The sequence below is a fragment of the Pseudomonas sp. NPDC089406 genome, assembly GCF_044900265.1.
Lineage (GTDB): Bacteria > Pseudomonadota > Gammaproteobacteria > Pseudomonadales > Pseudomonadaceae > Aquipseudomonas > Aquipseudomonas fakonensis.
Map to the genome: position 1 here is coordinate 1 of NZ_JBJDNC010000047.1, position 12,401 is coordinate 12,401.

Here is a 12,401-nt window from a genome sequence, read left to right on the forward strand (position 1 = left end):
GCAGGGGCCGGATGAATGGAGCGAGGATTTTTTGCTTACTTTTTGATCCCTCAAAAAGTGAGCCGCCGTAAGGGCGGAAAGGTGAATAAGCGTCAATACAAATAATGAATGCACATACAACTTTCAAAACCAACCAACCAACCAACCAACCAACCAACCAAACCAAACCAAACCAAACCAAACCAAACCACGAGCGTACACCGCAAAACATATCGCCCATACAAACCATCGCCAAAAAGGAGCCATGACCCTCATGAAAACAAGCGCAACGGAACAGCCCACCCCATCCCAGTGTCAATAACTACAACCCAACAAAAACCCAGCGAACATCGAGAAACCCACCATGGCCACCGCACTTTTTCGCCCCCCCATGGTCTACCCCCGCTTCAACCGCAACGCCTCCACCCACAGGGCCTCAACGGTAACCGCACAACGCCGGGCCAAACGCCTTGCGCTTGTGTAGGATGGGCAGCGCAGAACCCGACGCTGCCAGTTACAGGGAGATTCACATGCGCGTCCCATCCGTTGCCTGCCTCTTCGGCCTGTCGCTGGGCCTGCTGGCCTCTGCCAGCGCCCAGGCCTTCACCGGCGAAGAAGCGCAACTGATCGATACGATCAACAGCTACCGCAGCCAGGCCCAACGCTGCGGCGGCGAAGCATCGCTCGAGCTGCCGCCACTGAGCAGCGACACCCGCCTGGCCCTGTCGCCCGAAGGCACCCGCGACCTGCAACAAGCCATGAGCCGCGCCGCCTACCCCATGGTCAACGTGCAGGCCATCAGCCTGTCCGGCCCGCGCGACGCCAAGGCGGCCATGAAAGCCATCGAAGAAAGCTTCTGCCAGGTGGTGCTCGACCCGCAGTTCGTCGATATCGGCGTCAGTCAGGAGGGCCGCGACTGGCGCATCGTCCTGGCCCGGCCACTGCTCAGCGGGCGCCTGGGCGACTGGCAGGCCGAAGGGCAAAAGCTGCTGCAGGAGGTCAACGCCGCGCGCAAGGTACCACGCCAGTGCGGTGGCCAGCCCTACCCCGCCGCCCCGGCGCTCAGCTGGAACACCACCCTGGCCGGGGTGGCCGCCAACCACACGCGCAACATGGCCAACCAGAACTTCTTCGACCACCTCGACCGCGACGGCCGCACCCCCGGCGACCGGGCGGAGCTGGCCGGCTACCTGTACCGGCAGATCGGCGAGAACATCGCCGCCGGCCGCGACAGCGCAAGCAAGGTGGTGGACGGCTGGCTGGCCAGCCCCGGGCACTGCGCCACCCTGATGAACCCCGACTACCGCGAACTGGGCGCCGCCTACGCGGTAGACCCGAAAAGCGATGCGGGCATCTACTGGACCGGGTTGTTCGGCACCCCGCAGTAAGGCAACCCACCCATCGCGGGGCAAGCCCGCTCCCACGCAGTATCAAGTCCTGGCGTGGGAGCGGGCTTGCCCCGCGATGGGGCCGGTGAAACTAACCACCCGATTGCTGCCTCAAATCCAACGCCGTACAACCAAACCGCTTCCTGACGCACTTGCCCAGGTAACTGACATCCCCCAACCCCACCTCATCGGCAATCTGCGCCAGGCCATGGCTTGAATTGAGCAAACGCCAACGCGCCTGCTGCAGGCGTATCTCCAGCCACCAGCCCTTTGCGCTCATGCCGTGGCTGGCCTGAAACTGCCGATCAAGCTGGCGCCGGCTGATACCCAGCTCTGCCGCCAACTGCTCCACGGACAAGGCCGACGCCAGGTGGTGGCGCATCAACGCCATGGCACGCTGCACCTGGCGCCCCTGCCCGGGCGCTGCATCAAGCGAGCGCAGGGCATGGCGGCTGTCGCGGCTCTCGTCCACCAGCATGTCGGCCAGGCCCTTGAGCGCCCGGGTGCGGCCACAGGCGCGGGCGATCAGCTCTACGGCAAGGTCGATGGCTGCGGTACCGCCTGCGCAGCTGATACGCGCACCATCGAAGCAGTACAGCTGTTCGGCCAGCACCTGAACCTTGGGAAAGGACGCGCGAAACTCCGCTTCATGGCGCCAGTGCACGACCACCTTGTGCCCGTCCAGCAAGCCGCAGGCAGCCAGCAGGAACACCGCGTTGTCGACGCACACCAGCTTCACGCCGGCCTTCACTGCCTGTTTCAACAGCGCCTTGTAGCGCGGCGCCAGTGCCGCCGTGGCTGCGGCGCTGCGCCCGCCAAACAGCACCATGTAATCGTGGGCGCGCCAGTCCACCTGGGCCGGCGTCACATCTACCTGCAACATCGCGCCGCTGCTGGCCGCCAGCGGCGCGCTGTCCAACCCGAGCACGGTCCAGGCGCAATAGCGCTGGCGGCTGTAGTCCTCGTCGTCAGCCGAAAACCGCAGCTTGTCGAGAAAGGCACCGAAGGGTAGCAACGCGAATTCGGGCAGCGGCAAGATCAGCAACCGCAGGTCGGGGGTCATGGTGTGTCCAGTTATCACCGTTGTATGACCATATCCTACCCTGATAAACCGTCGAACTGCCCCTACACTGGCGCCCAGCTCATTGTTCAAGGCATCCCCATGGCACTCGACACCTGGCTCATCTACCTGCTCGCCAGCATCGGCCTTTCGCTGACCCCGGGCCCCAACAGCCTGCTGGCCCTCACCCATGGCGCCTTGTATGGCGCGCGGCGCACCTTGTTCACCATCGTCGGCGGGGTGTTCGGTTTCAGCGCCTTGATCGCCCTGGCGATGTTCGGCCTGAGCGCCCTGCTGCAAACCTCGGCCTCGGTGCTGACGGTGCTCAAGTGGGTCGGCGGCGCTTATCTGGTGTGGCTGGGCTGGCAGCTGTGGCGCAGCCCGGCGCTGCATCTGGAAACAGCGGGGCAAGTGGTACGGCTGGGCAATGCCGGGCTGTTCCGCCAGGGCCTGCTGTCGGCGCTGGCCAACCCCAAGGTGCTGCTGTTCTATGGGGCCTTCCTGCCCCAGTTCATCGACCCGCAGCGCGGTTTGCTGGTGCAGTTCGTGGTGATGGCGGCGACCTTTGCCAGCGTCGAATTTTTAGTCGAGTACTTGCTGGCACGCCTGGCGTTTCGGGTGCGGCCATGGCTGGCCAAGGGCGGCAAGGGTTTCAATCGCTGCTGCGGTAGCCTGTTCGCACTGATTGGCGTCGCCTTGCCGCTGACCCGTTGAGGCAAAACCCTGTAGGAGCCGGCTTGCCGGCGATGAGGCCACCAGCGGCGGCACGGCTTTTAGCCCTGTATCGCCTGCTGCGGCCCTATCGCCGGCAAGCCGGCTCCTACAAGGGGGCGGTTGTTCAGCTACGCCGCGAGACCACCAGCAACACCAGCAGCGCCAACGCAGGCCCGCCCGCCCCCACCAGGGCCACGCCACTCCAGCCGTACTGGCTGTACACAAGGCTGGCCACCGCCGAGCCCACCGCACCACCGAGGAAGATACTGGTCATGTACAGCGCGTTCAGGCGCCCACGGCTGGCGGGGTCCAGGGCATACACCTCGCGCTGGCCGATGACCATGTTCATCTGCACCGCAAAGTCCAGTAGCACCCCGGTCAGGCCCAGACCGATCACCCCGGCCCCCGGCGTGGTCAGGCCCAGCAGCAGAGCCAGCGGCGCCAGGCCCATGGCCAGCAGCGAGCCGCGCCGTGCATGCCCGGCATCGGCCAGGCGCCCAGCCAGCGGTGCAGCCACCGCACCCACCGCACCCACCAGGGCAAACAGGGCGATCTGGCTCTGCGACAGACCATGCTCACCGGCCAAGGCCAGCGGTACCGCCGTCCAGTACAGGCTGAAGGCGGCGAACATCAGCGCCTGGTACAGCGAGCGCTGGCGCAGCAGCGGGTAGCGGCGCAGCAACACCACCAGCGAGGCCATCAGCTGGCCGTAGCTGGCCTTGTGCTCGGGCACCCGGCGCGGCAGGGTCAGCGCCAGCAGCAGGATGATCGCCAGCATCACCAGGGCGGCGCCGATGAACACCGCGCGCCAGCCGAAGTGGTCGGCCACCAGGCTCGACAGCGGCCTTGCCAGCAGGATGCCCAGCAGCAGGCCGCCCATGATGTTGCCCACCACCCGGCCACGCTGCTGCTCCGGCGCCAGGTGCGCAGCCAGGGGGATGAGCATCTGTACCGCCACCGAACTGAAACCGATCAGCAACGCGTACCCCAGAAACAACTGCCCCTGGCCATGGCCGCTGGTGCCGGCCAGCAACAGGCTGACCGTAGCCAGCACGGCAGTGGCGATCATCAGCCGGCGGTTTTCCACCAGGTCCGCCAGCGGCACCAGCAACAACAGGCCCAGGGCGTAACCCAGCTGGGTGAGGGAGACGATCCAGCTGGCGTGTTCGGCACTCAGGCCCAGGTCCGGGGCGATCAACCCGACGATGGGTTGTGCGTAGTAGATGTTGGCGACGATGGCGCCGCAGCAGAAGGCCAGCAGTGTCACCAGGGCCCGGCTCAGGCCCTGGGCTGACGGCTGGGCGACAGCGAGGGAGGGGTTCATGAAAGTTGCCTCGGCAAGGATGGGGAAGTGAGCGCATGGTGCCCTACCCCGGCGTTGCGCAGAATCCACAGCCAGCGCAACAAGGCGTTGCGCTGCACGCAAAACTCAACGCACCAGCAATGCCTCGCAGAAGGTCACAAACGCCATTACCCGGCGCGAGCCCCGGTGGTTGGGCAGGTACAGCGCATTGATGGAGTCGCTGGCAGTACCCGGGCTGGCCTGCCAGTCGCCGAACAGCCGCTGCAGGCGACCGGCCTCGACGTCCTCGCGTACCAGCCAGTCGGCCAGCAGTGCCACGCCGCTGCCGGCAATGGCGGCCTCGCGCAGCAGGTCGGCATTGGCGCTGCGCAGCGGGCCGCTCACATCCATCTCCAGGTCATGGCCATCGCGCCGCATGCGCCATGGCCTTGCTGACTGGCCGTAGCGAAAGCGCAGGCAGGCGCACTCGGACAGCTGTCGCGGATGCTCCAGCACTGGCCGCTGCGCAAGGTAGCCGGGGCTTGCCACCAGCCAGCGCTCGAAACGCCCCAGCGGCCGGCACACCAGTTCGTCGCTGGGGGCCGGCTCACCCAGGCGGATGCTCAGGTCGTAGCGCCCGTCCAGCAGGTCGTCGAAGCGGTCGCTGAGGTCGATGTCCAGCTCCAGGCCCGGGTGGCGCGCCAGGAACGCCCCCAGATGCGGGGCGATCACCCGCCGGCCAAACTCCACCGGCAGGCTCAGGCGCAACACCCCGACCGGCTCCTCGCCACGGTCGGCCACCCGCGCATCAGCCTCGGCCAGGGCCTCGAGAATGTCCCGCGCGCGCTGGTAGTAACCGGCGCCGGCCTCGGTGAGGCTGACCTGGCGCGTGGAGCGGTTGAGCAAGGTGGCGCCAAGCTCAGCCTCCAGCGCATCCACCAGGCGGGTCACCGACGAGGTCGCCACGCCCTGCCGGCGCGCGGCCGCCGAAAAGCCCTGAGCCTCGACGGTGGCCATGAACGCCTTGATCGCCAGCAGCTTGTCCATGCGAATTTCCGTGGGGCAAAGCCGGGAACCTTCCTACAATCAGCCCCTGGAATCAACCACCGCCGAGACGCCCATGCCCGCCAACCTGTTCACCGCCCTGCCCGCCCCCGATTCGAACGCCGCCGAACAGGTCGACGACCTGCTCAGCCGGCCGGGCCTGCGCATCGAGCGCATCGTCTCCAGCGGCCAGGCCAGCCCGCCGGGGTTCTGGTACGACCAGCCCGAGGGGGAGTGGGTGCTGGTGCTCAGCGGCAGCGCCGGGCTGCGTCTTGAGCATGAAAGCCAGACGCGGGTACTGCGCCCCGGGGACCACCTGGACATCCCGGCGCATTGCCGGCACCGGGTGGAATGGACCGAAGCCGGGGTGGCGACGGTGTGGTTGGCGGTATTTTATCAAAGGTGATCGTTTAACCGTCGTATCGGCGCTGAATAATGGCCACTCGCCATTGACAAAGCTAGTTTGCCGACTTCACTAAGATGACGATTTGTACTTACTCAAGGATGGGGCACGCAATGCGCAACTTTTGGAGGGTCGGCGCCTGCTTGGCGCTTGGGGCTTCAGCAGGTTGTGTCACCTTGGCGGATAAAGGCCGAGTCGATGATGTGACGAACAAATTTTCTGAGGTGGTGAACAAAAGCTCGGCAATCATCGCGATGGAGGCAGCAGCCAAAACGGGTGTCCGTCGGGATGAGGTAGTGATGTACTACCTGCACAACGGTAACGATGCTGACAACTTGGACCAGGCGCAGACACCGCGCTCCTTTGCCCACTTTGTCTGCGCAGGCCAGGGCGCCCTGGCCCAACAACTGCAAGCCACTGCCTACCTGAAAGCTTACAGCGATAACCTCAAAATCATTACAAAACCTGGCGCGGACACCTTTTCTGGTCAATGGAAAAAATTCAAAGAAAACAAAGAAGCAAAGCGTCCTGAAGACCGCCCCGATAGCCAGACACCAGAACGGTCGTTCACCCGTTGCTACACGCGGGTGATGCAATTGAGCCGCTTCGACGGTGTGAGTGCGACAAATTTCAACAAAGAGTCTCCGGCGGTGGCAGTTGCTGGCATTAAGACCCTACTCGAGGCCGCTGAAAAGGTCGGAAAAACCGCGCTGAAATTGGTGAACGAGATCGAAAGTCGCCGGCTTTTCAACGCCACCGTACAAATGCTGCACGAGGACTTCCAAGGTCGCCTCAGCCAAGACCTCAACCCCGATTCATTGGATGATGCCTGGAAGCGCAGACAGACCCAGGCCTTATGGCGCCCCTATCAGAGCTTCAGCAAGCTCATGAGCCTCGATCCTCACAAGCAATCCGATGAGATCATCAGGCTGGCCGCCGAAACCAGCCGACAATTATCAGAGTATGACGCCCTGGCGAAAACCGAGCCTCCCAGCACCGCAGTAGTGGCCATCGCCCAGGCCGAAGAATCTCTCTATGAACTCGCCACCAACCAAGACCTGAAACCTGGAGACGTCATCGGCTTTCTCGAGGTGATCACCGAAAACATTGAGCAACTGCGCAAGGATTACAGCGAACTGGAAACTGCCGCTCGAGAGTCCACCCTATGACACCTCCATACGCAGTGCTCACCCTCGTCGTCGCGTTGGCCGCCACGCCCCAGCAAGCCAGTGCAGCCCCCTTGAACTCTAGCGCTGATCCCTCCTCCGGCATGCAATTGCAGTTACCGACGAAGGTGGGAGAAGTTGCCCCTGCGCTGCTTCGCCAGCAGGCGATTCTGAGAACGGCGGAACGCTGGGTTGAAGTGGACAAAGAGATAGGGCTCATACCGGAAAATGTCGCACTGCAGCGTTTTGCGGAAATTCGCCGCTCCAAAGACGCGCTGTCCGAGGCAACCACCCTATTGACCAATGAACAATCATCGCCGGATCCCGAACAACTCAAACGACAAGAAGAGGCTTTGCGCTGGTTCATACGACCCGTAATGACTCTGTGCGAAGGGTTACCGTGGGTGAAAAATAAATCCACGGAGTTCGGCTATCTCGTGGACAAACAAAAACAGAAAATCAAGGAACTTAGTGCCTCGGTAGGGCTGCTGACCACCTATGACCTGGACGACCGCAGCAATCTGACGCGACGAGCAGAGGCGGGTACGGCCATAGCCATCGGCCCTCGCCTGGTCATCACCAACAAACACGTGGTCAAGAATGGTCGCCTGGGTTACCAGCAGGTTTCCACGGGAACGTGGAAGCTCTTTTCTCAGGTAGTCGCCCAGATTGAATTCCCCAAGGAGTATGCGCGGTGCCCCGACAAACTGGTATCAACGACAGTTCGCGTAACCGGTATCGCTTATGCCGACCCAGACCCTGATGCCGACTTCATTATCTTGACGACCGACAAGGATGTTCCACCTGCGGTCGTCTTCGCCGCCAAACCGGATGTCGTCGATGCAGAAGAAGTCGGTGTGATCGGGTATCCAGGGCGCCCAGCCGTGGACTTCTTGCTGCCACAGCAGATCGATGAAATTTTCGAGACCCCCGACAATAAGGTCTCTTTTCCCAACGTCAGGCTATCCGTGGGCCGCACGCTACCTAGCCAGAACACGCTCCTATGGAACTACGACGCCACTACCTGGGGCGGCAGTTCCGGCTCGCTGCTGATAAGCCTGAGAAGCGGTCAAGTGATCGGGTTGCATACCGATGGCCTGTACGCCTCGAAGGAGGGCCTGAGCTATAACCGAGCGTTGGTTTCATCTCGGATTGCAGCCTGGCAGCAAGGGGCAGTGAGGTCAGGCCTCGGTAAATAGTGACGGACCACAAGCCCGATTGCCCCAACTGCGCAGCGCCAGCTCCCGCTCTACAACCTTGGTAGCATCCGAAGCTTCTACTGCGCGTCCTTTTTTCCAGCATATGGCTACAATTTCCCCGCGTGATCTAGAATTTTCTCCACACCCTGGCAAGTTCAGCCCTGCGACAATCGGTCCTGAAAATAAATGTACTAACTTGTTAATTAGCTTGCTAAGGGCTTAAACTGCGCCGCATTCCACCTGCGAGATCCCTGGCATGAAAGACAACCCACGCGCCTCTGGCGCCTCCACATTCATCCTGGTCGGCCTGGGCGTCATCGTCGCCCTGCTCGGCCTGCTCCTGGCCGCCGGCGGCGTCAAGCTGGCCGGTTTGGGCGGTTCCTGGTACTTCCTCGTCGGCGGCCTGGCCATGGCCATCGCCGGCATTCTCATTGCCCGCCGCAAAAAGGCCGGTGCCTGGCTGTATGCGCTGTTCCTGGTCGGTACGCTGATCTGGGCACTGGCCGACGCCGGTCTGGTCTTCTGGCCTTTGTTCTCGCGCCTGTTCATGTTCGGCGCCATCGGCATGGTGGTGGCGCTGGTCTACCCGATGCTGGCAGGCACCCGCAGCCGTGGCGCCTATGGCATCGCCGGGGTGCTGGCCGTGGTACTGGCGATTGCCGCCGGCAACATGTTCGTCGCCCACCCAAGCGTTGCCCCCACCGGCAAGGGCCCCGGCCTGACCCCGGTCGAGGCTGGCAAGGAGCAGAAAGACTGGGCCCACTACGGCAATACCGAAGGTGGCAGCCGCTTCGCCGCGCTCGACCAGATCAACCGCAGCAACGTCGACAAGCTCCAGGTGGCCTGGACCTACCACACCGGTGACGTGGCCATCAGCGACGGCAACGGCGCCGAAGACCAGCTGACCCCGCTGCAGGTTGGCGACAAGGTGTTCATCTGCACCCCGCACAACAACCTGATCGCGCTGAATGCCGACACCGGCAAGGAGCTGTGGAAGAACGAAATCAACGCCCAGTCCAAGGTCTGGCAGCGTTGCCGCGGCATGGCTTACTTCGACGCCACCGCCGCCATTGCCCAACCCACCCAGCCGAACAGCTCGCCGATCACCGGTGGCGCGGTAGCAGCAGGTGCCAACTGCCAGCGTCGCCTGCTGACCAACACCATCGACGGCCGCCTGATCGCAGTGGACGCCGACACCGGTGAGTTCTGCCAGGGCTTCGGCAACAACGGCCAGGTCAACCTGATGGCCGGCCTGGGTAACGTGCCGGACTCCTACTACCAGCTGTCCTCGGCGCCGCTGATGGCCGGTACCACCGTGGTGGTGGGTGGCCGCGTGGCCGACAACGTGCAAACCGACATGCCTGGCGGCGTGATCCGCGGCTTTGACGTGATCACCGGCGAAATGCGCTGGGCCTTCGACCCGGGCAACCCGGAGGACCGCAAGGCGCCGGAAGGCGACAGCACCTACGTGCGCAGCACCCCCAATAGCTGGGCGCCGATGTCCTACGACCCGGCGATGAACACCGTGTTTCTGCCGATGGGCTCCTCGTCCACCGACATCTACGGCGTTGAGCGCAACAAGCTGGACCACACCTACGGCGCTTCGGTGCTGGCCCTGGACGCCACCACCGGCAACCAGAAGTGGGTCTACCAGACCGTGCACAACGACCTGTGGGACTTCGACCTGCCGATGCAGCCAAGCCTGATCGACTTCACCAAGGACGACGGCCAGACCGTGCCTGCGGTGGTGATCGGCACCAAGGCCGGGCAGATCTACGTGCTCGACCGCGCCACCGGCAAGCCGCTGACGCAAGTGGACGAAGTACCGGTCAAGCCAAGCAACATCCCCAACGAGCCGTACTCGCCGACCCAGCCCAAATCGGTCGGCATGCCGCAGATCGGCGCACAGACCCTGACCGAGTCGGACATGTGGGGCGCCACCCCGTATGACCAGCTGCTGTGCCGCATCGACTTCAAGAAGATGCGCTACGACGGCCTGTACACCGCACCCGGCACCGACCTGTCGCTGAGCTTCCCGGGTTCGCTGGGTGGCATGAACTGGGGCAGCATCTCCACCGACCCGGTGCATGGTTTCATCTTCGTCAACGACATGCGCCTGGGCCTGTGGATCCAGATGATCCCTTCGCAAAACACCGGCGCAGCAGCCGGCGGCGGCGAAGCGCTGAACACCGGCATGGGCGCCGTGCCGCTCAAGGGCACGCCGTATGCGGTGAACAAGAACCGCTTCCTGTCGGTGGCCGGCATCCCATGCCAGGCGCCGCCTTTCGGCACCCTGACCGCGGTCGACATGAAGACCCGCCAGATCGCCTGGCAGGTACCGGTCGGCACCGTCGAGGACACCGGCCCGCTCGGTATCCGCATGCACCTGCCGATCAAGATCGGCCTGCCGACCCTCGGCGGCACCCTGTCCACCCAAGGCGGCCTGGTGTTCATCGCCGGCACCCAGGACTTCTACCTGCGCGCCTACGACAGCAGCAACGGCAGTGAAATCTGGAAAGCCCGCCTGCCGGTGGGCAGCCAGGGTGGCCCGATGACCTACGTTTCGCCCAAGACCGGCAAGCAGTACGTGGTGATCACCGCCGGCGGCGCGCGCCAGTCGACCGACCGCGGCGACTACGTGATTTCGTACGCCCTGCCGTAAGCCACTGACGCCATCGCGGGGCAAGCCCGCTCCCACAATCAACGTGGGAGCGGGCTTGCCCCGCGATGCTTTCCACCTGATTTCAGGAATACCCGCAATGCCATCCGCACTCCGCCTCACCCCCACCCTGCTGCTGGCCCTGGCCAGCACCACCGCCCTCGCCGACGGCGACCTGATGACCCGCAACACCCTGACCGGCGACTGGGGCGGCCTGCGCCACCAGCTCGAAGAAGACGGCGTCAAGGTTACCGGCGACTACAGCGGCGAGACTGCCTACAACACCCACGGCGGCCTGCACCGTTCGGCGCGCTACTCGCAGAACATCAAGCTGGGCGTGCAGTTCGACCTGTCGAAGCTGTACGGCCTGGACAACGGCGGCAAGGTCCAACTGACCATCAACGACCGCCGCGGCAACAGTGCCTCCGAAGACCTGGTGGGCAACCGCCTGCCGATCCAGGAAAACTACGGCGGCCTGTACACCCGCCTGACCGAGCTGAGCTACGAGCGCACCCTGTTCACCCCGGCACTGAACGTCAAGCTCGGCTACATGGCCATGGGCAACGACCTCGGCGGGCTGGACAGCGGCATCCTGTGCAACTTCATGAACGCCGGCTTCTGCGGCCACCCGCTGAACATGTCCGGCGGCAGCGGCTGGACCAACTACCCCAACGCCCACCTGGGTGCGCGGGTGAAATACGACTTCTCGCCGTCCTGGCAGTTGCGCGTGGCGGCGTTCAACGTCGACCCCGAGAGCAACGGCAACTCCAGCCGCGCCTGGCACCTGGGCCCCAAGCACACCACCGGCACCGTGGTACCGGTGGAGCTGGTGTACAAGCTGCAGGGTGAACTGCCGGGCGAGTACAAGCTGGGCTATTACTACGACAGCTCCAACGTCAAGCGTATCGGCAGCAGCAAGGAGGTCGCCGGCCGCGGCGGCCACTACCTGCTGATCGACCAGGCAGTGTGGAACGACCCAGCGATGCCGGGCCGCAGCCTGCACGCCTTCGGCCAGTACTCGGCCTCAAGCGAAGCTGCCTCGCCGTTCACCAAGTGGTACGGCACCGGTGTGGTGCTGTACAAGCCGTTCGCCAGCCGCCCGCGCGACACCGTGGCCCTGGGTTACGGCCGCGCCGTGCAGAACCCGCGCAGCCGCGACGTGCTGGAGGATGCAGCCTTCGATGCCGGCCAGCAGTTCCCCAACATCGACGGCGCCGAGCAACTGATCGAGCTGAGCTACGGCTACCAGGCCACGCCCTGGCTGAACCTGCGCCCGGACGTGCAGTACATCGTCGAGCCGGGGGCGTTCTCCGGCAAGGATATCGACAATGCGCTGGTGGTGGGTTTGCAGGTCAAGGCGACCTTCTGAACCAACCCCGAAGGGCCGCCATGCGGCCCTTTTTTCTGCCCCTGCCCATACCCTTTGCAGGAGCAACTGTCTTGCTGAAAATCTAGAAGCGGGAGTGATTCCTGTGGGAGCGGCTTTAGCCGCGAAGCAGGCAGCGCG

At 64.0% G+C, this 12,401-nt stretch carries 11 protein-coding genes; 7 read left to right on the forward strand and 4 right to left on the reverse strand.

The window, feature by feature from the left end; genetic code table 11:
* A partial coding sequence (locus ACI2KK_RS24670) for a hypothetical protein (protein WP_404671002.1) occupies positions 1–220 on the reverse strand: 220 nt, incomplete at its 3' end.
* 289 nt (positions 221–509) lie between these two features.
* Here ACI2KK_RS24670 and ACI2KK_RS24675 point away from each other — a divergent pair.
* Complete coding sequence (locus tag ACI2KK_RS24675; RefSeq protein WP_404671003.1) at positions 510–1,367, forward strand: CAP domain-containing protein; 858 nt, start codon at positions 510–512, stop codon at positions 1,365–1,367.
* 91 nt (positions 1,368–1,458) lie between these two features.
* On the opposite strand, the gene ACI2KK_RS24680 is transcribed toward ACI2KK_RS24675, so the two are convergent.
* On the reverse strand, positions 1,459–2,430 hold the full coding sequence (locus tag ACI2KK_RS24680; RefSeq protein WP_404671004.1) for a GlxA family transcriptional regulator: 972 nt from the start codon (positions 2,428–2,430) through the stop codon (positions 1,459–1,461).
* A 99-nt stretch (positions 2,431–2,529) separates the two neighbouring features.
* Between ACI2KK_RS24680 and ACI2KK_RS24685 the strand changes: the two genes are divergently transcribed.
* On the forward strand, positions 2,530–3,141 hold the full coding sequence (locus ACI2KK_RS24685; RefSeq protein ID WP_404671005.1) for a LysE family translocator: 612 nt from the start codon (positions 2,530–2,532) through the stop codon (positions 3,139–3,141).
* Positions 3,142–3,265: 124 nt separating this feature from the next.
* Here ACI2KK_RS24685 and ACI2KK_RS24690 read toward each other — a convergent pair whose 3' ends face one another.
* Positions 3,266–4,465: an MFS transporter gene (locus tag ACI2KK_RS24690; RefSeq protein WP_404671006.1), complete on the reverse strand. Its 1,200-nt coding sequence runs from the start codon at positions 4,463–4,465 to the stop codon at positions 3,266–3,268.
* 105 nt (positions 4,466–4,570) lie between these two features.
* Complete coding sequence (locus ACI2KK_RS24695) at positions 4,571–5,470, reverse strand: LysR family transcriptional regulator (protein ID WP_404671007.1); 900 nt, start codon at positions 5,468–5,470, stop codon at positions 4,571–4,573.
* Between the two features lie 73 nt (positions 5,471–5,543).
* Between ACI2KK_RS24695 and ACI2KK_RS24700 the strand changes: the two genes are divergently transcribed.
* From ACI2KK_RS24700 to ACI2KK_RS24720, 5 genes are all read left to right on the forward strand, one after another.
* Entirely contained in the window at positions 5,544–5,873 is a 330-nt protein-coding gene (locus ACI2KK_RS24700; protein WP_404671008.1) for a cupin domain-containing protein, read from the forward strand.
* 110 nt (positions 5,874–5,983) lie between these two features.
* Positions 5,984–7,039 (forward strand): hypothetical protein, encoded by a 1,056-nt coding sequence (locus tag ACI2KK_RS24705; RefSeq protein ID WP_404671009.1) that lies wholly within the window; start codon positions 5,984–5,986, stop codon positions 7,037–7,039.
* Entirely contained in the window at positions 7,036–8,235 is a 1,200-nt protein-coding gene (locus tag ACI2KK_RS24710; RefSeq protein ID WP_404671010.1) for a trypsin-like serine peptidase, read from the forward strand. The genes ACI2KK_RS24705 and ACI2KK_RS24710 overlap by 4 nt, the downstream gene beginning before the upstream one ends.
* Before the next feature lie 256 nt (positions 8,236–8,491).
* Positions 8,492–10,897, forward strand: a complete 2,406-nt coding sequence (locus ACI2KK_RS24715) for a glucose/quinate/shikimate family membrane-bound PQQ-dependent dehydrogenase (protein ID WP_404671011.1) — start codon at positions 8,492–8,494, stop codon at positions 10,895–10,897.
* A 97-nt stretch (positions 10,898–10,994) separates the two neighbouring features.
* Complete coding sequence (locus ACI2KK_RS24720) at positions 10,995–12,263, forward strand: carbohydrate porin (protein WP_404671012.1); 1,269 nt, start codon at positions 10,995–10,997, stop codon at positions 12,261–12,263.
* The last annotated feature ends 138 nt before the right edge of the window (positions 12,264–12,401 follow it).

What these genes read in the sequence shown, in the direction of transcription:
- ACI2KK_RS24675 (WP_404671003.1), top strand. Translation starts at nt 510, where the DNA reads ATGCGCGTCCCATCCGTTGCCTGCCTCTTCGGCCTGTCGCTGGGCCTG.
- ACI2KK_RS24680 (WP_404671004.1), bottom strand. Translation starts at nt 2,430, where the DNA reads ATGACCCCCGACCTGCGGTTGCTGATCTTGCCGCTGCCCGAATTCGCG.
- ACI2KK_RS24685 (WP_404671005.1), top strand. Translation starts at nt 2,530, where the DNA reads ATGGCACTCGACACCTGGCTCATCTACCTGCTCGCCAGCATCGGCCTT.
- ACI2KK_RS24690 (WP_404671006.1), bottom strand. Translation starts at nt 4,465, where the DNA reads ATGAACCCCTCCCTCGCTGTCGCCCAGCCGTCAGCCCAGGGCCTGAGC.
- ACI2KK_RS24695 (WP_404671007.1), bottom strand. Translation starts at nt 5,470, where the DNA reads ATGGACAAGCTGCTGGCGATCAAGGCGTTCATGGCCACCGTCGAGGCT.
- ACI2KK_RS24700 (WP_404671008.1), top strand. Translation starts at nt 5,544, where the DNA reads ATGCCCGCCAACCTGTTCACCGCCCTGCCCGCCCCCGATTCGAACGCC.
- ACI2KK_RS24705 (WP_404671009.1), top strand. Translation starts at nt 5,984, where the DNA reads ATGCGCAACTTTTGGAGGGTCGGCGCCTGCTTGGCGCTTGGGGCTTCA.
- ACI2KK_RS24710 (WP_404671010.1), top strand. Translation starts at nt 7,036, where the DNA reads ATGACACCTCCATACGCAGTGCTCACCCTCGTCGTCGCGTTGGCCGCC.
- ACI2KK_RS24715 (WP_404671011.1), top strand. Translation starts at nt 8,492, where the DNA reads ATGAAAGACAACCCACGCGCCTCTGGCGCCTCCACATTCATCCTGGTC.
- ACI2KK_RS24720 (WP_404671012.1), top strand. Translation starts at nt 10,995, where the DNA reads ATGCCATCCGCACTCCGCCTCACCCCCACCCTGCTGCTGGCCCTGGCC.